Source organism: Evansella cellulosilytica DSM 2522 (genome assembly GCF_000177235.2).
Classification (GTDB): domain Bacteria; phylum Bacillota; class Bacilli; order Bacillales; family Salisediminibacteriaceae; genus Evansella; species Evansella cellulosilytica.
This window is the reverse complement of the sequence record NC_014829.1, coordinates 990,728-1,012,326: the sequence shown is the minus strand read 5'-3', so window position 1 is coordinate 1,012,326 and position 21,599 is coordinate 990,728. Positions and strand designations below refer to the sequence as shown.

Genomic DNA, 21,599 nt, shown 5'->3' with positions numbered 1-21,599 from the left:
CAATAAGAGAAACATTTATCGGTATTCTTAACATAACAGTACTTTTCTGGGGAGAGATGAAAATGAGGTTAGAAAGTGTTTTAAAATTGCCGACCTTTAAGGGCGCTGTAGTAGTAGCAGGTATGAAAGGGTTATCAAGAACCGTTCAGTCGATGAATATGATAGATCAAACAGATATCATCCACTATCTTTCTCCTGAACAGTTTTTATTAACGACAGATTATCCATTCAAAGATACACCAAAGGAGCTTTTCAGCCTTGTAAAAGTGATGACAGAAAAAGGTGCTGCTGGACTAGGAATAAAAACGAACAGATTTTTAAAAAACATCCCACCTGAAGTGATCACGTTAGCTAATGAGAGAAATTTTCCTATCATCAAATTATGTGTCGACTTTTCATTAGGGGAAATGCTGCACGAAGGTTTAGGATGTATATTAAAAGAGAAAACAAATGAATTAGATTATGCCATGAACATTCATCGACAGTTTACAAACATTGTTATTTCAGGTGGTGGTTTCTCAAAAATAATCGAAAGCTTAACAAACATTTTACGTGTTCCTATTATTTTACTGAACTACCGGCTTGATATTATGGCAAATTCTCATGAATTGAATAAAGACACATTCTTTGATATTTATTGGCATATACATGAAACCGTTCATCAAGAAGATATCGATGAGTATAAAGTCATTGAATTACCTAAGTCCAACATGAATACGTATGAAAAGCTATCGATTTATCCTATTCACTCAACTAATCAACAAAAAGGCTATATTATTTTATTTGGCTCCCCTTTAACAAACGACTACTCTTCTACATTAGCGCTAGAGCAGGCAGCTAACGTTATCTCCTATGAATTTATGAAAATACATGCGCTAGAACAACATTCTAGAAGAATTAAAAATGAGTTTTTTACCGACTTAGTTGAAGGAACGATGAAAAACGAAGATGAGATATTTAATAGAGGAAGTGAATACGACTTAAAAAAGGAGCTTCATTATGTTTGTATTACGTCTAAAATCGATGATGCCTCTGATTTTTATGTAGACGCCCATCCACTTCAATCAGACAAGGAAATCAATAGTAAACGCGATCAAATTTATGAGCTATTATCGTCATTATTAGCTAGTCAGTTCGAAACAAGCATCGTATTTAATAAGGGTGACCTTTTTACACTATTAATAGGGATGGAAAACTTCCACGAAACAGCGGAGAAAAATTTATTAGACACGATTCATGTCATCCAAATGGACATTTACGAAACACAGCATACCGCCCTTTCATTTGGAGTAAGCAACTATACAGACAATATTAAAAACATTTCTACGTCCTTTCAAGAGGCTGTCGATGCATTACGGTCTGGCTATAGAGAAAGTAAAAAACGGTTTATTAAAACGTATAGAGTAAAAGAATTAGCAGAGCTATTTAGGGCAATTCCAACGCAAAAGCTAGAGGAGTTTTATAAGTCATCATTAAAGGATCTAGCCTTTCCACCAGAACGTGAAAAGGAAGATTTAATGAATACTTTGTCTATCTATTTAAATAACAACTGTCAAATTGCTGAAACGGCTAAATCGATGTTTGTCCATCGAAACACCGTGATTTATCGTATAAAAAAATGCGAGAAAATTTTAGGAATCGATTTTAAAGGAGAAGATGAAACACTTCGATTACGCATTGCCTTCTTTGTAAGATCATTGATGAAGGAAAAAAATGAGACATTACCATTCAAAGAAAAATTTTAACGTTAATACGATTACTGTATATAATACAGACCCTAACATAAAAGATGAAAAATGTGTATCAGCATTTGCCGGTACTTCATCTTTTAAAACGTTTATGATCATTGCGCCTGACACAAACGCAAAAATCATTGATATCACTGGGCTCGGGAGGACAAAAAAATTCCCAGCTATCCAACCTGTTGCTATCGCAATGACAAGAAAGTAACGACCTAGCTGTTCATACATTTCCGCGTTTTCACGCCAAAGATCATGCGCAACTGCCAAGAAATGGAGCCCGATAGCCGTTGAATAAAATACGGCCTGCCAGCCGGCCACCTGGGTCGTAATAACAACATAAGAAATCAACATGTTGTAAATACAGAAAAAACCAAGCTCTATTGCAAAAAACAACTGATTATTTCTAGCACGCGATTGGTTATAATGTGCTAGTTTTTTTATACCAAATATCGCTAGCACTCCGAGGAGTCCTACAGAATAAAGCTCCGACTCCATTGCAAAATGGTCTGCTTCGGCATATGTAGCCTGGTGTTCATGCATCGCCGGTAAAACATAGACAAACACGTATGATACCGCAATTCCCCCTGAAAGTGATAACCATTTGGCTCTCCGAATACGAGTCGACGGAATCCATCTAGAGGCAAAGAATTGGATAAAAATAAAGATAATCCCCGTTACTATTGAACCAATCGTCATCGAGGTGCCCCCTCATTTCAGGTTATTAACCTTTTTCATCATTTACCCGATGACTTGTCTCATATAAACAAGTTTTTCTTGTAAGCGGTGAAGACATGATGCCACATCCCATAAAAGTAGGGGAGTGCCCTTCTCGCTAGTACGCGTGGCATCATTTCCAATATTTTTTCAATACAAAGAAGAATGCACAGGGGGGTGCATTCTTCTTCGTAGTTAGGAATTAACGGGATCATCGTAGAAACCTCAAAAGTCGCACTTAGAGATTCCCGAAAAAAATAAGAAAACTATTAACTTACATTTATTATAAATGATCAGTAAATGTCTTCGCATGATGTTCGTTAAATAATATAACAATCTATTTTTTCTTAATCACATGTTCATAATCTTCTTTAGTATCAATATCAAAAACAACATTCGGGTCATTGACTTCAAGCTTTTCCACTGTTTTTATTTTTTCAATGTACACTTTCCCCCCTTTATCACTAGCCAAAAATGGAAGCGGTAATTGATGCACATTTCCGATAAAAACAGGATGCCCTTGCTGCCCATTATATAAAGGCCTTATTACGTAAGGATCTGTTTTCTTTTCAGCTAACTTCCTACCTTTCAGTATAATAGTAGAAATTGTCTCCTTCGAAATAAACGGCTGATCTGCTAAAAAGACAATCGCAGAAGGAATTGTTTTAGTAACACTATTTATACCGCAATTAAAAGAAGTAGATTGGCCTTTTACAAAATGGTCATTCATCACCCACCTCAGCCTATCATCTTCCGTACGAACAGCTTGTCGTATTTCATTCCCTTTATGTCCGACAATGACGACAATTTCCTTAAAACGGTGCGCATTTACTGTTTCTATTACATGCTCTAACATAAGTTGGCCACGTATTGGTAGTAATTGCTTCTCCGTCCCCATCCTTGTCGAGGTCCCTGCCGCTAATATGATTGCACTGATGTCTTCCTTTATCATGTTACCAACACCTAACATAAAGATTGCAAGTTTTTTAGAAATGGAAGCTCCTTTTTCTTTTTCTGCTTTCTATTTTTGGCATTCCGCTCATTCCTTACTTTAATTAATTCTCCTAAAATACTAATACTAATCTCCTCTGCCCCCTCAGCATAAATATTTATCCCTACAGGTGAATGTAACCAATCTGGTATTGCTTCCTCGCCTAGCAATCGATTCGTTCGTCGTTTCGAACCGAGAATACCAATATATTTTGCTCTCACATGCATGAAATACTCTAATATCACTTTATCCTGCTGAAAGCTATGAGTCATGATTAATACGTAACTACTTTCACAAATGCTATTGTCCTGCAAGAAACGCTCAGGATGCGCAACTATTAATTCACTTGCCTGAGGAAAAAATGTCTCGTTACATCTTGCCTCTCTTGGATCAATGACTACGACCTTAAAATTAAAATCGACAGCTCTCTTTACTACTGACTCCACATCTGGTCCTGCTCCAAAAATATATAGTAAAGACGGTGCTTTAAACCGTTCAATCATGACTTGATCTCCTTCAAGTTCTTCATAATCAAGAATAGCTTCACTGTTGACGAATTGTTGAAGCTTTTTGGAAAATGTCTCAGTTAAATGAATACTGGGCTCGCTTGTGATGCTTGTGCCATTTTTGTAGAATAAAAGAGGCTGCACTACCCTACCATTCTCAAGCTTTCGGAAGGAGATCACATCGTGACCTTGTAAGAGTTCCTCATCGATTTGTTTCCAAGTTGTGCCTATGTTCCAACCAACTGGCTCAATGTGTACATATATTTTCCCGTTACATCCTGCACCTTTTCCCCAACCTTCATCACTCTCACTTCGTAAGTCATATGGGACAATTTGTTGTTTTTTCGTTTCAATCACTTGTTGAGCATAATAAGACAAATCCTCTTCTAAACATCCACCGCTTATCATCCCAAAGCTGCTTCTAGCTTTGGAAAACATCATTTTCGCTCCTTCACGTCTATACGAGGAGCCTTCTATATAAATAATTGTCGCCATAGCAAACGTTTCATTTGGTCTCTTTTTCATTAGCGATATATAATCGACGATATCTTGCATTGCCTTCCTCCTCTGATTCGAAGTAAGCCTACTAAAGCTATCGTATTAGACATCCGCTCATTCCATGCATCCCATTTTTGTAGTCAATTAAAGAAGCATAAAAAAAACCATCGCTTCCGTCTTGGGAATGATGGTTTTTATGCTTGTGCTGGTATAGATGATCTTTTTTGGTTTTCGTTTTTCGCACTCTCATGTCAGTAAATACAAACGGACTTCGACTACTTTCTGGGTTTCTTCTCCCTTCACGAACGAGCCTCTCTCTCTGCTTTTTCGCTTTTGACTTTGCCATAGTGATGGCCTCCTTTAACATAAGTGATATTTATTAGTATATAGGATTGGAATAAATATAGAAATGCTTTTCTTTTGATTTTGATAAAGACAAGGCTATGACGAAAAAAGGCTTTCTAAAGCTCATGATTATATGTGCTCTTGGATTTGTAGCGGTTGTGACGTTCGTTACATTATCTACATGAGGAAGGCTGTTCATTCAGTTTTATACTGAAAAGAAGGCTCCAGAAGCTTAAGAGGTTGACTCAAAAGGTAAAAAATTAGACCTTTTGAGTCAACCTCTTAGTTTATAACACATATAAATAAACAGACACATCGTACGACAATAATAGAAAAAGAATGACGGAAATGTCGTTATTTCGACTACCGCCATTCTTATATATTTTGTGTTTTTGTTTTAAAAGTTTGGCAAATTATCTAAATTATTCTCTTCGATACCATCAGCATCGCTTCTTAAGTGCTCTTCACCGTCACGTCCACGGAACACATTAACATGCTCAATATCACCATTCTTTGCCATTTGCTGTGCTTCTTTGTAGTCTACTACCTCTCCTGACGATAGTTGCAATTCTACGATATCACCTTCATTATTTTTCCTTACAGCAGTAATCGTTTTTGCCATTTTTATCGCCTCCTTCATTGGTAGCATGTGGAGTTGTATGAAAATTATACACGAAATCCTACTTTTTTCTTCTATATCTAGATACGAATTGATTATTTGCTATCCAAAATCTCCACGGGTAATCTTTTGCTTCTCCACTGTTTTCTATGCCGATTCTCGGGCCTTTGCTTATCTCTTCAGGAGCGATTCCATCTCCGTCAGCTATAAACAGCGGTTTTTCAAACAACGGAAGTCCGTAGTCCGTAATATCAATTCCCATTGCTTTTGTTAACTTCCCTGGTCCATTTGTTAGCTCATGTAATGCTTTACCTTCTCCTCTACGAGCTAGTATCAAATCAATACCGACTAATGGCTCGATTGCCCTGATTAATACAGCTTCTGGCTGTCCTACTTCAGCACTAACCACGTTAACGAGACAATGGGTATGCATTACATATGTATACGTATAGCCACTAGGTCCAAACATCACTTCCGTTCGTTTCGTTCTTCGATTATTAAAGCTATGAGCTGCACGATCGTGAGGACCTTTATACGCTTCAGTCTCCACAATTTTCCCCGCAGTCACTCCTGCATCACTTTCTTTTACTAACGTCTTTCCTAATAAGTTGATTGCGAGCTGCAGAGTAGATTGTTTGAAAAAACGTTTATCCATTGGTTCCACATTCCATGCTTCCTTTCATTAAATTATAATTAAATAGTTTTTCTAGGCTCTTCTCACAGTAACAAATCACCATCTTGTTCATACATTACGAGTAGTTTCGTTTTTCATAAAATTACTTAACCTTCCTGGTTTGAAAGGAGTTAACAATGGAACAAGTAACACTAACTTCTGCACATTGGGTGTTCTTGCTTGTTATATTAGTAATATTTACGTTTATGATATTCCGACGCGATGTTGTACTTCCTGCTATCTTAGGGACATTTGTGCTCGGTTTTATTTATAACCTCGAATTATCGTTTTTAAATGGATTAGTTGCTGCTTCACAAGTCGTATTCGGTGCTTTTTTGAACTCGGGTATTGTACTCTTTGATATTATGCTCGTTATCGCCCTCATGGTTGCTATGCTAAAATCGCTGCAAAATACTGGGGCAGATACGCTCATGGTATCCCCATTAAAACGGTTAATGGTGAACCCTACAACTGCTTTTTTCGTGCTAGGATCAGCGATGTACCTCGCTGCCACATTTTTCTGGCCAACACCAGCAGTTGCATTAGTCGGTACTGTCTTACTACCCGTTGCTCTAAAAGCTGGTTTACCAGCAATGGGAGCAGCCATATCCATTAACTTATTCGGTCATGGTATGGCATTATCTGGTGACTTAGTTATTCAAGGTGCAACTGGAATTACATCGTCTGCAGCTGGCTTGCAGTCTGTAGATATACTTCCTTACACTGCATTGTTTTCATTTGTCGTTGGTTTTATCGCCATCGGAATTGCTTATTATCGATTAAGAAGAGGGATGGCGAAAGGGAAATGGAAAGCGACACCTCCTGAGGACGCACTCAGTATTGGGGAGGACGATCCACATGTAGAACAAAACAAAAAGGCGAAGTTTTTAGCTATGTTCGTTCCTTTCGTTTTATTTAGTGTCGTCTTTCTCATGCTATATCGTGCATTCATAACCCCTGAATATGCGATTCAAGGTGATGAGGCTACAGCACTCCTTGGTGGAACCGCAGTATCATTACTATTAATTTCATCCTTTTTATCAAAAGGGAATAAAGCAATCGAAGATATTGTCGGACACATTCGCGAAGGCTTCTATTTTGCTATAAAAATATTTGCTCCAGTGATTCCGATTGCCGCTTTTTTCTTACTTGGACATCCAGATCATGCTGAAACCGTTCTCGGTGAAGGAGCGCCAGGCTTTTTATTTGATTTAGGCACTGCGATGGCACATCACATTGATAGTAATCCAGTTACAATTGTCGTCGGGATGGTTATTATATCACTACTAGCTGGAATGGACGGATCTGGCTTCTCCGGATTGCCACTTGTAGGTGCTCTTGCAGCCGGTTTAGGCGGAGGCGCTGGAATGGACGTAGCAGTATTAGCATCTATTGGGCAAGTTGCAACGATTTTTGCTGGCGGTGGAACGTTAGCTGCTTGGGCATTTGGCGTAGCCGCTGACTCCGGGGTTGCCGGCGTTAAGCCGATGGACCTCGTTAGGCAAAACTTTTTACCTGTCATGATCGGATTGCTCGTCGCTACAATTATTGCGATACTGATCATTTAGCAGCTTTGATGAATTATTTAGAATTCGGTAAATCACAATTCTATATGTTATTACCAATCATTATTATACCTCCACTCTTCATGCTCCTACTCAGTGAAACGAATTTATTGACCCGGTCACGGCATTAAGGGCCTTCAAAAGGAAAAAACCTTTTGAAGCGCCCTTTCTAGTGATGGGAAATATTCCAGACAGCATTTTTGGCTAAAAATAAACTGTCGTAGCATACTCAATCTTTTTTTCCACTAGAAGGGTTTTAAGCAAATTTGCACAAAGTTTGATAAAATGGAAAAAAACTATCGGAGGTATGAAATGGCTAAGAAAAAGCTAGTTATTACACACGAATTAGGACAACCTTTAATCGAAGCTATTAAATCAACTGTTCCTTCCTGGGAAGTGATTGTTAGTAAGGACCCTACCATTTGGAAGAAGCATCTTTCTGATGCGGAAGTCATCGCAGGCTGGAAAAAAGAAATGCTTACTTACTGCTTCACTGAAAATTCGAAGTTAAAATGGCTTCAAACATGGAGTGCTGGCGTAAACAAGATTCCTTTAGAGGAAATGAAAAATAGAAATATGTTAGTCACGAGTGCAAATGGTGTACACGCATACCCAATTTCAGAAACCATATTTGCACTCATGCTAGGTTTAACACGACAAATACATCACTACGTTCGTAATCAACAGGAGAAAAAGTGGCATCATGCAAACCTTAAGTTAGAGATTCACGAAAAAACAATAGGAATCATTGGCGTTGGCGCAATAGGGAAAGAAACAGCTAAAATTGCGAAAGCGTTTGGCATGAAGGTGCTAGGTGTAAGAAACTCAGGACAAAAAACGGAATATGTTGACCACATGTATACTCCTAACGAATTGAATAACATGCTGCCACAATGTGACTATGTTGTTGTTACTTTACCTCTTACGAAAGAAACAGAAGGAATGTTCGGTAAAGAGCAGTTTTCTCATATGAAAAACTCAGCTTTCTTTATTAACATTGGGAGAGGAGATATTGTTGTAGAAAACGAATTGATTGCCGCTTTACGAAATGATGAAATTGCCGGCGCTGGACTTGATGTATTTCAAAAGGAACCATTAGAGTCGACTAGTCCACTTTGGGCCATGGAAAACGTGATCGTCACACCGCACACTTCTGGTTCTACAGAGCATTACGATGAAAGAGTCATTCATGATATTTTTATTCCTAACCTCCTAAACTACATGAACGATGAAGAGCTTACCATTAATGTCGTAGACTACGATAAAGGCTATTAAATAATGATCAGAGGATGACTCAAAAGGTCGATTTTTTGAAGGCACTGAATAAGTGGTGTTCTTTAAGTGAACTGAAAAAGTGGCGTTCTTTCACTTTTTCGGTGCCCTTAAGCAATGTGCGTAGCCATTGCAATCCCTTATAGACTACTATGAGTGAATTTATAAAAGAAAGTATAAATTTTGCAGTGAATTTTATCGCCGTGCGTACTAGTGTTATTTGGCGAAGGGCAGATGGCAGCTCCCCATCTTACCTTCACACTCACTTTTCTTTGCTCAAGGGCAGATGGCGCCCGCCCTTCTAACCTTCACACCCAAACCAAAAGCATTAAAAAGGCAATTGGCCTCGTGCCAATTGCCCTCCAACTATCACTTTAAGCTCTTTCTTATATTTGAGATATAAGCTTCTATCTTTGTTTCATCGTTTTCTCTAAATGCTTCAAGTAGCTCATCGTCTGTAAGTTGTTCCAACAACTCTTTTTTTTGACTCACATTTTTTGCCTGCTTAATAATATCTTGCCGTAGTTCTCCTATTTTCTCTAAGTAGGCTTCATATTCTGTACCGAACAATGTTTCTAGCTGTTCTCTAATTTTTTTAGTGAAAATTGGGCTCGTACCTGTCGTCGATATCGCTATTTGTAATGCACCACGGTCAACTACAGCAGGTAAAAAGAAATTGGACAGCTTTTGATTATCGACAATATTGATAAAAGGAGCTTGTTGTGCATCCTCATATATGGCTTCATTTATCGCTTTATCGTTTGTCGCCGCAATTACAATAAAAGAGCCCTCTGTATCACCATTAACGTAGCTTCTGTTTTCATAATCACATTGGTCAATGATTGAGTCAAGTTCGTCGCATAAATCTGGACTTATGACCTTTACTTTACATTGATTAGAAAGGAGCTGCTGCACCTTTCGATACGCAACTTTACCGCCACCAACAACGACAGCCTTTTTACCGTTCAACTTAACCATGCATGGAGTGAATTTAGCCATTTTTGTTTACCTGCCTTATTCTTCCTAGCGTATACGTACTGGCGTATAGCGAAGTAAAACTAAACATAATTGTTTACCTGCTCCTGCAGCCATTCCGTGATCGCAGAGTGAGGTAAGTATGTTTTTCCATCATACACATGGTCAACCTCAACGAGTTTGGAAGGGATCTTTTTTGACGTATAATACCCTTCACTTAAAAAGACAGGGACAACAACGAGTTTGTGTTTATTATTATCGCTTAGCTGCTCCGCCGCTTCGGTAATCGTATCTGGGAGAATGGTTCCGTAGTTACTATCGTTAAAACGGTATTTTTCTTTGAAATACGTGCACATATAACGTAAAGTTTTTTCCCATTTTGGCTCAAAGTCAGGTCGGTTACTTCCGTGTGCAACGAGTAATAACCGCTCGTTTTCTGGTTCCAGCGTAAGGGACGATATACGTTCTTCAAGTACCTTTAAAATAAACGGATGATAGTCCATTGCCTCTCCCCAAACGATGTTTGCCTTCGGATGGATGAGAGGAAGGTCCGTTTCAAGTAAAGGCGTTTTAATAACGCCAAGAGCATATTGAATTTCTGCGAGATGTGTACTTCCAGAGCAAACGAAAAAAGGAATCGCTAATATTTCTTCTACACCTTGTTGTTCAAGTCTTCTGACGCCATCAGCGATGCTGCGACCTTCAATTAATTCAAGATACCCGATCGTTACTGGCACATCTGTTTTAATGTTATCGACACTTTCATCAATTAATTGAACCCATTTTTTATCACGTGATCCGTGCGCTAAAATTAATACTCCTTTTTTCCATTGCTCTTTTTCCATAAATAACACCTCTTTCTATTACGACCCTTGCGCTACAGTGAGCGTCTCTGCTCCTTTTTCTGCAAACCATGCAAGCTTTTCACGCAGTGTAACGACTTCACCAACTACAATAATTGCAGGTGAACGAAACTGTGCTGCCTCTACCTTCTCAACTATGTTATCAAGGGTGCCAACTAATGTTTCTTGCTCCTCTGTTGTTCCCCACCGTACGAGTGCTACAGGCGTTTTTCGGGAACGGCCATGTAAAACTAGCTGTTCCTGTATCATACGTAAGTTGCCAACGCCCATATAAAAAACGAGAGTGTCAACAGAAGTTGCCAGCTTATCCCACTGCGTTTCCTTTTGGATTTGATCAGTTCGTTTATGGCCTGTGATAAATGCACATGATGAGCTTAAATCTCTATGTGTTAACGGAATTCCAGCATAAGTTGTCGCGGCAATTCCTGATGTTATTCCAGGGACAATTTCGTAGGAGACACCGTTATTGACACAGTGCTCTGCTTCTTCACCTACGCGCCCAAAAATACTTGGATCTCCACCCTTAAGCCTCACAACTGTTTTTCCCTTTTTAGCATGCTCTACTATTATTTCATTTATATTTTCTTGCGGAATGATATGACGATCTGGTAATTTTCCACAGTAAATGAGCTCTACTAATGGTTTTGCATAGTCTAATAGGTCTTTGTTGATAAGTCTATCATACACAATAACATCTGCACATTGAATTGCTTTGGCGCCTTTCACCGTTATTAAGTCTGCGTCTCCGGGGCCCGCTCCCACAAAGAATACTTTTCCATTGTTCATCTTCATCGCCCCTTCATATAAAAGTAACTCGCTAATGTTATTTTGTACTTCTAAAAGATTGGCGCCATTTGTCTAGATGATGAGCGCCTCGTTTATTTTTTAATTGCTCAATTACTCGTTCTATTCCTTCTTCCATCGAAGCCGCATTTCCGTAGAAGTAATAGCGTGCGGCTGCATTGTATATGACTTGTTTTCTAAAATACGTTAATTCTTCAGCTTCTTCACCATGTAGAATGGCCTCCATTAGCTTTACTTGATCTTGAAGTGTTAACGACTCTTTTTGGTCATCCTTTGCTTCATGTAAGCCATATGATTGTGGATCTAACTCTATATGATTGACCTCTTCTTTCGTTACTTCATATACAAAGCTTTTGCGATGGATCGGCATGTCCTCTGATCCTTCTGCACCTTGAACGATATAGGCTTTTTTAAATCCTAAGTTTCTAATGCTTGTCACATTTGTGTTAAGTACTGATTTATGAAAGATTCCGAGCATAATCGATTGCGCGTGCGATAAATTCAATAGTTTTTCCACAATATTGATAAAAGAACGTACCTCGATTTGCTCACGAACGTGACGTATCTTTGAAAGTGGTTGGCAAAGTGATTCTGTCCAGCCAAAACCAATATTGTATTCTTTAATAGATGTTGCGATGTCTTCAGCCGTACTTTGAACGGGAATCTGCAGCTGTTCAAATATCGCTTTTAAAGTAGAGCCGCGCTTTGGCGGTAGCGTATCACTACTGTGTAAATATACAGGCATGCCACTTTCAGCTAACAAGATGGAAACTGGAACCGTTACAGCAAATGTTTTTCTTCCATCATACGGTCCAGAGAAGTCAATTAGCTGACTTGTAATCTGTTCAGGTAATGGTATTGTCATTGCCCTTTCTCTTAAAAAGTGAACAAAAGCTGCCACTTCCTCTGGTGATTCTTTCTTTATTCTTTGGGCAATAAGGAATGCGGCAAGCTGAACATCTGTTGCCTCCCCGTTAAAAATCGAGTGCGCTGCGCTCCAGGCGTCATCGTATGTTAAATCTTTAGCTCGGTTGCTTCCTTTTGCTAGTTGTTTGATCCATTGTCTCATCAAAACTGCCTCCCTTTTGATCAATCAGAGGGGTGATGCTTACAGAACACACTTTGAACTCTGGCATTTTACAGAAAGGATCAAGCACAGGATTGGTCACTCGATTAATAGATTGGGAATCTCCCCAGTGAAATGGGGCAAATATCGTGTCCCTTCTAATTTTCTCAGAATAGCTGCTTCGGATGATCATACTACCTCTTCTAGAACGTAGCTGAAATAATTCACCATTATTTATACGATACTTTTTTGCTGTTTCGGGGTGAATTTCGAGTAACGGCTCTTCTGCTCTTTTGTTTAGTTCGGGACTCCTTCTCGTTTGTGTGCCACTTAAATAATGCTCCATTATTCTTCCTGTTGTTAATAGTAGGGGGAATTGTTCAGATGGCTCCTCTACTAGCTTCGGTTTTCTCAACCCGTAAAATAGTGCTTTCCCATCTGGATGAGCAAATGTTTGGTCGAAAATGCGAGATGTACCAGGGTGTTCTTTATCTGGACAAGGCCAGAAAATACCTTCCTCTTTTAAGCGATTATAAGTGATCCCATAGTAATCTGCAATTCCACCTCGACTAGCAAGCCGCAACTCATTAAAAATATCTTCTGCACTTGTATATGAAAATGCTTCTTGAAAACCGAGCGACGAAGCAATCTCTGACATGATTTGCCAATCGTGCTTCACATCACCTGGTAAAGTTCTTTCAGCTTTCCTTAAAACAACTCTTCCTTCAAGGTTTGTCATCGTTCCTTCATCTTCTAGATAACTAGAAGTCGGCAATATAAGATCGGCCATTCTTGCTGTTTCAGAGACGAACATATCTACTACAACGAGAAATTTTAACTTTTTCAATGCCTTCTCTACAAAAATAGCATTTGGATTTGATACGACAGGATTTGATCCCATCACGAACATCGCTGTTATTTCCTCTTTGTCTACCTTTTCTATCAATTCATAGGCAGAGACGCCTTTTCTTGGTAACTCGGCTTCATTTACACCCCAGACACTTGCAATATATTTTCTATGCTCTTCATTTTCAATGGAACGATAGCCTGGGAGCTGATCTGCTTTTTGCCCATGCTCTCTTCCACCTTGGCCATTTCCTTGTCCAGTAATAGCCCCGTATCCGCATGCATACTTTCCAATTTTCCCTGTAGCTAATACGAGATTTAAATATTGCCTGACGTTTTCATAGCCATGAGAGTGCTGTTCAACCCCTCGCGCAGTAAATAGAAAACCTGTTTCAGCTTTACCATATTCTCTCGCTGCGAGTGTAATATCTTCCACTTTCACTCCCGATAAATCTGCAAGCTCTTGAAGGTCTAATCCTTGAATATCACCCTTCACCTCATGAAAACCGTTCGTTCTTTCTGAAATAAAGCGATCATTCGTATATCCTTCGTCAAATAACACCTTTAACATCGCGTTTGCAACGAGCGCATCTGTACCAGGTTTTACTTGTAAATGTAAATCTGCGAGTTTAGAAGTGCCTGTTTCTCTTGGGTCAATAACGGTGATGAATGCACCGTTTTTTTTCGCTTTTCTAAAGTAAGGTACGATTGTAGGCTGGCAATCAGCAATATTCGTTCCGGCTAATATAATGCATTTTGCATCTGGTATTTCTGATAGGCTGTTCGTTAGACCACGGTCCATTCCAAAAGCGGCATTTCCTGCAGCTGCTGCAGCACTCATGCAAAATCGACCGTTATAATCAATGTGCTTCGTTTTTAAGGCCACTCTAGCAAACTTCCCTAGTAAGTAAGCCTCCTCATTTGTTAAAGAACCACCACCATAAACGCCGAGAGCATCATTCCCGTCTTCTTTTTGGATAAACTTAAATTGTTCGACGATATATTCAATTGCTAGCTCCCATGGAATTTGGCAAAACTCTCCGTCTATTTTTAAAAGAGGAGAGGTGATACGCTCACCATTCATCACATGCTGGTGAGCGTTAGCACCTTTCATGCACATACGTCCTTCTGAAGTACGATCTTGCTTGTTCGGTTTTGCTTTATACCGCTTCCTCGTTACGATTCTTTCTTCTGTTAGCTCCATGGAACATTGCACACTACAGTATGGGCATTGAGTCGTCATGACCTTTTCCATTGATTTCTCTAACTGTTCAGTGCGAAAGTGTTTAAGAAAGTCACTCATTTGAACTCACACCTCTACAATTCAATATTAAATATTCCTAGTCGGTGAAGGGGGATGCGCTGTTCCAAAAAGATCAACATGATTTAAAGCAAAATATAAACAGTGTCATCTGTCACCTCAACATCATACGTTTTTACACATCCATCATCTGGCTTTTGTACTTCTCCAGTAGTTATATCAATCTTCCAATCGTGTAATGGGCAGAAGACGTGTTCTCCACTAACAATTCCTTCGGCTAAAGGCCCTTGCTTATGCGGGCATTTATTTTCAATTGCCTTCACTTTCCCATTACTTAATCTGAATAATGCTATTTCGTGTCCCCCCACTTTTACTTCTTTTCCTATTTTTAACGGTAGCTCATCAAGTTGAGCGACTAGTACTTTTTGTAGTTCCTTCGTGTTCCCCATTTTTTCCCCTCCTATCGAAGTTGTAACGATTTTGTATCAAACAATTGTTCTTTTTCTTTTTCGTTTTCTATATATTGCTTCCACGGATCATCTTTAAGAGCGCCAAGCGCGATGTTCATTCTTTCAACGAGTTGTTGCTTTAACTCAACATTGTCGACGACGACAGCTTTGACATGTTCAATACCAACGCGATCTAGCCAATGTGACGTACGCTCTAAATATTTAGCATCCTCTCGATAATATTGAAGGTATGCTGCAACAACCTCTAGCACTTCTTCATCTGTTTTTACTTTACATAGTAGCTCTGCTGCACGAAGGTCTGTGCCTCCATTACCACCAACGTAAACTTCCCATACGCCGTCTAGTCCGATAATACCGACATCTTTAATACTTGACTCTGCACAGTTTCTAGGACAGGCAGATACAGCCATTTTTACTTTGTGTGGTGTATTCAATCTCTCAAACTTCTTCTCTAACGCAATCCCTAGTCCAATAGAGTCTTGTGTTCCGAAGCGACAGAAGTTCTCCCCTACACACGTTTTCACTGTACGAATCGCTTTACCATATGCGTACCCTGATGGCATATCTAAATCTTTCCAAACGTTTGGTAAGTCTTCTTTTTTAATCCCTAACATGTCAATTCTCTGTCCACCAGTGACTTTAATTAACGGTACTTCATACTTCTCTGCGACATCTGCTATTCTTCTTAAATCCTTCGCATTTGTCACACCGCCATACATTCTAGGTACAACAGAGTAAGTACCATTGTTTTGGATGTTTGCGTGCATTCGTTCATTTACATAGCGTGATTCCTTCTCATCCTCATAATCTTCTGGTTTTACCATTCCTAAATAGTAATTCACTGCAGGACGACATTTCGAGCAGCCTTCTTCTGTTTTCCAGCCTAATACGTTCATCACTTCTTTTGTATGTGATAAGCCTTTCGCTCTTATTTCTGATACCACTTCTTCGTGTGACAAGTCTGTACATGCACAGATCGTTTCCTTCTCTTCTACTTGTTCAAATTCATCACCAAGCGTATGTTCTAATAGTTCACCTACTAGATTTTTACATGTACCACAGGAACGGGATGCACTTGTACAATCTCTTATTTCTGCTACTGATGATAAATTATTCTCTTGAATCGCAGTAACAATATCACCTTTCGATACCCCGTTACAGCCACAAATAATTTCACTATCTTCCATATCTGCTACGAGACTGACAGCATCATCACTTGCCCCTTGTAGCATGCTTAATTGACTCAACTCTGCAGAGCTTTTACCGTTGTTGATCATATTCAACAGCTTAGTACTTTCTTTTGTATCACCGAATAGTACCGCTCCTACAATCTTGTCATCACGTACAACGACCTTTTTATAAATGCCTTCAAAATCATCTTGCACACGGATCGCTTTATGGTTAGGCGTGTCATTAAATTCTCCAGCAGAGAATACGTCGACACCACTTACTTTTAGTTTTGTAGATAAGATCGAGCCTTGGTAACCGTCTTCTGCGTCTACTTCACAAATTCTTTTTGCGAGAACCTTCGCTTGCTCCCATAATGGTGCCACGAGTCCGTAAACCATTTCTCTATGCTCCGCACACTCACCAACGGAGTAGACGTTCGGTGCACTCGTTTCCATGTAGTCATTCACGACAATACCGCGGTTCGTTTCGATATCACTCGCTTTTGCTACTGCAACATTTGGCTTAATTCCTACAGCCATAACTACTAAGTCTGCTTTAACGACTTTTCCATCCTTAAATGCAACTTTCTCGACACGATTTTTCCCTAGAATTGCTTCTGTATGATGATTCAATAAAAAATTCATACCTTGCTTTTCAAGCTCTTCTTTTAACATCGTTGATGCAGTAGGGTCTAGCTGTCTTTCCATTAAGTGATCTATAATGTGGACAACATCCACCTTCATACCTAGATTGAGTAAACCGCGTGCTGCCTCTAATCCTAAAAGCCCTCCACCAATGACGAGCGCTTTTTCGTATTTTTTCGATGTGTCAATCATCGTTTCACAATCTTCAATGTTTCTAAAGCCTATGACACCTTCCTTATCTGCTCCAGGTAATGGCAGCATAAACGGATTTGAGCCTGTAGCTAAAATTAAGTCGTCATAATCGACAACTCGACCTTTATCCGTCAAAATGACCTTTTTTCTCGTATCAATGTTTTCTACTGTTTCTCCTGTAAAAAGTTGAATGTTGTTTTTTTTCATACCACTCATAGCTATTTAAGACGATGTCATCTACAGTTGTATCCCCCTGTAATACAGAAGATAGCATAATACGGTTATAGTTTGGGTGTGGCTCTGTCCCAAATACCGTTATTTCGAAACGATCTGGATCTACTTTTAGAATTTCTTCTAACGTCCTTACACCAGCCATTCCATTCCCTACAAGTACTAGCTTTCTTTTCGACATGATTTAACCCCTCCAAATTTATAAGATTACTCAGATATAAGTACATAAGAGGAAACGTTTCGTATCTATTTGTTAACCCTTATTCCTAACGAACCATTATTTGTTTACTGCTACTTTTTTCAATTCCATTTCATAATGATCTTCTACTGCATTTTCTCTGTCTACAGATGATTCATAATACTCATTTGCAAATGAGTTTTTAGGCTCCTCTAGCCAGAAGTAGCAAAGCACGAAGCTAGTAAATGCACCACCAGCTAATATGAAGAAAAATTGTTGCGGTGTGACAAATGTATATAGCGTTAAGTAAATTGTTGACCCTACATTTCCATATGCCCCTGCCATACCTGCAACTTGACCAGTGATTCGCTTTTTAATCATCGGTATAATGGCAAAGGTTGCTCCTTCTGATCCTTGAACGAATACAGATGTTAAAACGGTAATTGCAACTGCTAGGACGAGTGGCCAGCCAGAATTGATAAAGCCCATGCCTACCATCCCTAAGGTGATTCCAACCATGTAAATAAGCATGACACGCTTTCGATTTCCCATTCGATCGGATAAAATTCCTCCTAATGGTCTAGCGATTAAATTAATAAACGCAAACGATGCGGCTATTAGCCCAGCTGATGTTGCACTTAATGAAAATGTCATCTGGAAAAACATCGGAAGCATCGAGACAATAGCAAGCTCTGCACCAAAGTTTGCGAAATATGTGCTGTTTAGTGCTGCAACATTCTTAAATTTATATTGGTCGTCCTTCGGTACACCCTTTTTTAAAATAGGAACATTCACTTGTAATATTTTGTATATTTGATAGAGCATTACTGCACCTATAATTGCGTAAGTAGAATATAAAACTGTCGAAGAGATGAATCCCATTCCCTCTAAACGCCAAGCGAGTACAGCTAACGCGCCTCCTAACGGCAGTGTCCAAAGAATAAGCTGAATCATATCCTTCCATGTACTTACTTCCATTGCACCATTTTTCTTAGGTACAACGAAGGCTTTCCCTTCTGGAGTATCTCTTACAGCAAGGAAATAAATAATTCCATACACGATACAAAATACTCCTGTTAAGGCGACCGCATATCTCCAACCTTCGTCACCGCCAAAGGCTGTTAATGCAAACCAAGGTAACAGCATCGCTCCAGCTGCCGAACCAAAGTTCCCCCATCCTCCATAAACACCTTCTGCAAATCCAACATCCTTTGGTGGGAACCATTCTGAAACCATCCGAATACCGATAACAAAGCTTGCACCGATACTACTTAATAACAATCTTGAAATCATTAACTGTGTCCATGAGTCTCCAAATGCAAACATAAACGTTGGTATTGACATTAAAATCAGTAATCCCGAGTAAACAACTCTTGGACCAAAGCGATCGATTAGCATTCCTATCACGATTCTTGCAGGTATCGTTAAGGCGACGTTAATAATGGCAAGTGCAGCAATGTGCTCAGAAGTTAACCAATCACTAGATTCAAGCATCGTCGTTGCTAGTGGTGCCATATTAAACCAAGTAAAGAACGATATAAAAAAGGCAATCCACGTTAAATGCAACACTTTCATTTGTTCATTCTTAAACTTAAAAATATCAGCTATTTTCATAGATGGATTACCTCCCTTAGTTAAATATTTTAGCTTTTCTATATTATCTGAATTTTTAAAACAAAAAAATATAGAAAGTAGCTAAAAAGAAAAGCTTGCTGAACAAGTTAATTATGAGTATGACATAGGAATATAGCGAAAAAATGGTTCCTGTAAGATAATTTAACGAACAATTTCTCCTTAAGAATAGGGTGATTTTCGTGTAAATGTTGAGTTTAAAACAAAGAAAACGCTTCCCTTTTTAAAGATTTTCATCGAATTTCATAGTGAATCGTTTTTAGCTGTTTTACTCATCTGTACGCGCGTTTTGGTTAATGTGCACAAAATATCTTCTCTTTAGGGGCGATGGAAGTGGACTCATTTTACCTTTATAGGCTTTTTTTGGTTACAATTACATCCATATCTAGTATAATGACAACTATGACGAATACTTAAAGGAGCGAAAAAGATGTGGAAATCGTATGAAAACTTTGACGTAGCAATTTTCTGTACAGCCTCATGCTTAGATAGTTCATTTGAACAACTCCAAGAAGAATTAAGCTTTTTTCAAAAGCATATTCATGTTGGGAAGGTATATATAGAAAGTCATCGTGGTGACGTCACACTAAGTAAAGAAAGACTTCAAGAATTAAAAAGCTTTTACGAAGCAAGGAATATTAAGGTTGCTGGTGGCATTACTCCAACACTTCCTGATGATTATCGCGAAGGTTATAGTAGGTTATTTGGTGGAATTTGTTATACAGATAAAGCATCACGGGAGAAATATAAAGAAGTGGTTGAGCTAACTGCAGCTGTGTTCGATGAGATTATATTAGATGACTTCTTTTTCACCAATTGTCGATGTGACGATTGTCTAGAACACAAAGGAGACCGTTCATGGAGTGAATTCCGTTTAGCACTTTTACAAGATGTCTCTGAAAACTTAGTTATTAAACCGGCAAAAGCTGTTAATCCGAATGTAAAAATGGTCATTAAGTATCCTAACTGGAATGAAGCATACGCTTCGTCTGGTTACAATACGAAGGAACAGCCAGCTATTTTTGACGGGGTTTATACCGGTACAGAAACACGTGACCCGGCGATAAGTCAACAGCATATCCCACGTTATGCCTCTTACTCGTTACTTACTTGGATGGAAAACCTTAAGCCTGGAAAAAATGGTGGGGGTTGGTTTGACGCTCTCGATTGTACATACGTAGATTATTATTTGGAGCAAGCAAACCTCACCGTTTTCGGTAAGGCGAAGGAACTAACATTATTTTGTTACTCTCTTCTTAAAGACAGCAACTATACACCAGCTTTAGGGTTTCAGCTCGACAAGCTTGATCAAGTCGCTAGCAATATAGGAAACCCAGTTGGCGTAAAGGTGTACGTTCCGCATGCGGCTTATGGTGAAGATCATTTATATGATTACTTAGGCATGCTAGGGATACCGTTGGAACTCACACCTCATTTCCCTGATGGAACAGCCCCATTACTTGTTACTGCATGTGCTGCTAAGGATAAAGATATATTAGAAAAACTTAAGCAGTATTTAAAAAACGGTGGTAATGTCATCATAACTTCTGGGTTCATTGAAGCGGTGGGGAGTGAAATAGGAGAATTAACGACGTTACGCCCAACCGGAAAAAAAGTGCCAGTACAGCAATTTGCAATTGAGACTGCTAGCTGTACATTTGATGAATTTTCTTACTCAAAGGAAGAAATTATCTACCCATTGTTCGATTATAGTACTAATAGCACATGGCAATCAGTAGTTGCTTTCAATGGACAAAACAATATCCCTGTCATGATGTACGACAATTATAGTAAAGGGCGTATATATTCACTCGTCATACCTGATAATTTCTCTAACATTATGGATCTTCCTAGCTCTGTTGTAACAACTATCAGGAGTATCTTTACGAAAGATTTACTTCCTTATAAAGTAAAAGGTCCCGGAAATGTTGGGCTATTTACCTATGACAATGATCAATTTATATTAGAAACATTTGCAGTGACACCACAAAAGTGGAGCATAGATGTACCTAAAGGGAAAACACTAAAACTATTAAATAGTAGCGAAGTCCTTAAACCAAAACTTGTTAATGAAGATAGTAGTAAGCAATACGAACTAAAGTTAAATCCATCTCAATTTAAATCATTAAAAATGATAAAAGAGTAAGTCTAAGAGTATTTAAATGTACTAGGGTATCTAGTATGTATTATAAAAGCGAGGGTATCCTAAAGTCGTTTTCTAGACTTTATAGACATCCTCGCTTTTTAAACTATCCCTTTTATTTTGACTCTGTTAAAGGCTAATGTTGATTTTCACGAAAGGTGCGAGACGCATCCTGAAGCGAAAATCAACAACAAAGTTT

General features: G+C 38.9%; 17 protein-coding genes and 1 pseudogene. 4 read left to right on the top strand and 14 right to left on the bottom strand.

All coding sequences use genetic code 11. The features are described 5' to 3' along the window. The first annotated feature begins 62 nt into the window (after positions 1 to 62). Positions 63 to 1,745: a PucR family transcriptional regulator gene (locus BCELL_RS04535; protein WP_013487504.1), complete on the top strand. Its 1,683-nt coding sequence runs from the start codon at positions 63 to 65 to the stop codon at positions 1,743 to 1,745. Here the strand turns inward: BCELL_RS04535 and BCELL_RS04530 are convergent. The 6 genes from BCELL_RS04530 to BCELL_RS04505 all read right to left on the bottom strand — a co-directional run bounded on the left by BCELL_RS04530 (position 1,722) and on the right by BCELL_RS04505 (position 6,070). After that, complete coding sequence (locus BCELL_RS04530; RefSeq protein ID WP_013487503.1) at positions 1,722 to 2,438, bottom strand: DUF3270 family protein; 717 nt, start codon at positions 2,436 to 2,438, stop codon at positions 1,722 to 1,724. The two genes, BCELL_RS04535 and BCELL_RS04530, sit on opposite strands and share 24 nt — an antisense overlap. A gap of 355 nt (positions 2,439 to 2,793) precedes the next feature. After that, on the bottom strand, positions 2,794 to 3,408 hold the full coding sequence (locus BCELL_RS04525) for a nucleotidyltransferase family protein (RefSeq protein WP_013487502.1): 615 nt from the start codon (positions 3,406 to 3,408) through the stop codon (positions 2,794 to 2,796). A gap of 11 nt (positions 3,409 to 3,419) precedes the next feature. Then, the gene (locus tag BCELL_RS04520; RefSeq protein ID WP_013487501.1) at positions 3,420 to 4,508 is read right to left on the bottom strand and encodes an XdhC family protein; all 1,089 of its coding nucleotides are present in this window, start codon (positions 4,506 to 4,508) and stop codon (positions 3,420 to 3,422) included. A gap of 37 nt (positions 4,509 to 4,545) precedes the next feature. Continuing rightward, positions 4,546 to 4,797: a hypothetical protein gene (locus tag BCELL_RS04515; protein WP_013487500.1), complete on the bottom strand. Its 252-nt coding sequence runs from the start codon at positions 4,795 to 4,797 to the stop codon at positions 4,546 to 4,548. Positions 4,798 to 5,193: 396 nt separating this feature from the next. Continuing rightward, complete coding sequence (locus BCELL_RS04510; protein ID WP_013487499.1) at positions 5,194 to 5,418, bottom strand: DUF3892 domain-containing protein; 225 nt, start codon at positions 5,416 to 5,418, stop codon at positions 5,194 to 5,196. Positions 5,419 to 5,476: 58 nt separating this feature from the next. Beyond that, positions 5,477 to 6,070, bottom strand: a complete 594-nt coding sequence (locus BCELL_RS04505; protein ID WP_041808611.1) for a DNA-3-methyladenine glycosylase — start codon at positions 6,068 to 6,070, stop codon at positions 5,477 to 5,479. A 155-nt stretch (positions 6,071 to 6,225) separates the two neighbouring features. On the opposite strand from BCELL_RS04505, the gene BCELL_RS04500 reads away from it, so the two are divergent. Both BCELL_RS04500 and BCELL_RS04495 read left to right on the top strand, forming a co-directional pair. Then, a complete protein-coding gene (locus tag BCELL_RS04500) occupies positions 6,226 to 7,656 on the top strand; it encodes a hypothetical protein (RefSeq protein WP_013487497.1) in 1,431 nt (476 codons plus the stop codon). Positions 7,657 to 7,965: 309 nt separating this feature from the next. Next, on the top strand, positions 7,966 to 8,928 hold the full coding sequence (locus tag BCELL_RS04495; RefSeq protein ID WP_013487496.1) for a D-2-hydroxyacid dehydrogenase: 963 nt from the start codon (positions 7,966 to 7,968) through the stop codon (positions 8,926 to 8,928). A gap of 366 nt (positions 8,929 to 9,294) precedes the next feature. Here BCELL_RS04495 and BCELL_RS04490 read toward each other — a convergent pair whose 3' ends face one another. The 8 genes and pseudogenes from BCELL_RS04490 to BCELL_RS04455 all read right to left on the bottom strand — a co-directional run bounded on the left by BCELL_RS04490 (position 9,295) and on the right by BCELL_RS04455 (position 19,239). Next, on the bottom strand, positions 9,295 to 9,924 hold the full coding sequence (locus BCELL_RS04490; RefSeq protein ID WP_013487495.1) for a precorrin-2 dehydrogenase/sirohydrochlorin ferrochelatase family protein: 630 nt from the start codon (positions 9,922 to 9,924) through the stop codon (positions 9,295 to 9,297). Positions 9,925 to 9,983: 59 nt separating this feature from the next. After that, a complete protein-coding gene (locus BCELL_RS04485; RefSeq protein WP_013487494.1) occupies positions 9,984 to 10,745 on the bottom strand; it encodes a sirohydrochlorin chelatase in 762 nt (253 codons plus the stop codon). A gap of 18 nt (positions 10,746 to 10,763) precedes the next feature. After that, on the bottom strand, positions 10,764 to 11,549 hold the full coding sequence (cobA, locus tag BCELL_RS04480) for a uroporphyrinogen-III C-methyltransferase (RefSeq protein WP_013487493.1): 786 nt from the start codon (positions 11,547 to 11,549) through the stop codon (positions 10,764 to 10,766). A gap of 37 nt (positions 11,550 to 11,586) precedes the next feature. Beyond that, positions 11,587 to 12,636: an anthranilate phosphoribosyltransferase gene (locus BCELL_RS04475; RefSeq protein WP_013487492.1), complete on the bottom strand. Its 1,050-nt coding sequence runs from the start codon at positions 12,634 to 12,636 to the stop codon at positions 11,587 to 11,589. Beyond that, positions 12,590 to 14,782, bottom strand: coding sequence for an assimilatory nitrate reductase catalytic subunit NasC (gene nasC, locus BCELL_RS04470; RefSeq protein ID WP_013487491.1), 2,193 nt, complete (start codon positions 14,780 to 14,782; stop codon positions 12,590 to 12,592). The genes BCELL_RS04475 and nasC overlap by 47 nt, the downstream gene beginning before the upstream one ends. Positions 14,783 to 14,865: 83 nt before the next feature. Then, positions 14,866 to 15,189, bottom strand: coding sequence for a nitrite reductase small subunit NirD (gene nirD, locus BCELL_RS04465; protein WP_013487490.1), 324 nt, complete (start codon positions 15,187 to 15,189; stop codon positions 14,866 to 14,868). Between the two features lie 11 nt (positions 15,190 to 15,200). After that, positions 15,201 to 17,628: pseudogene (gene nirB, locus BCELL_RS04460) on the bottom strand (nitrite reductase large subunit NirB). A gap of 96 nt (positions 17,629 to 17,724) precedes the next feature. Then, positions 17,725 to 19,239 (bottom strand): NarK family nitrate/nitrite MFS transporter, encoded by a 1,515-nt coding sequence (locus BCELL_RS04455; protein ID WP_013487489.1) that lies wholly within the window; start codon positions 19,237 to 19,239, stop codon positions 17,725 to 17,727. A 448-nt stretch (positions 19,240 to 19,687) separates the two neighbouring features. Between BCELL_RS04455 and BCELL_RS04450 the strand changes: the two genes are divergently transcribed. Then, positions 19,688 to 21,403 (top strand): hypothetical protein, encoded by a 1,716-nt coding sequence (locus BCELL_RS04450; RefSeq protein WP_013487488.1) that lies wholly within the window; start codon positions 19,688 to 19,690, stop codon positions 21,401 to 21,403. Positions 21,404 to 21,599 lie beyond the last annotated feature (196 nt).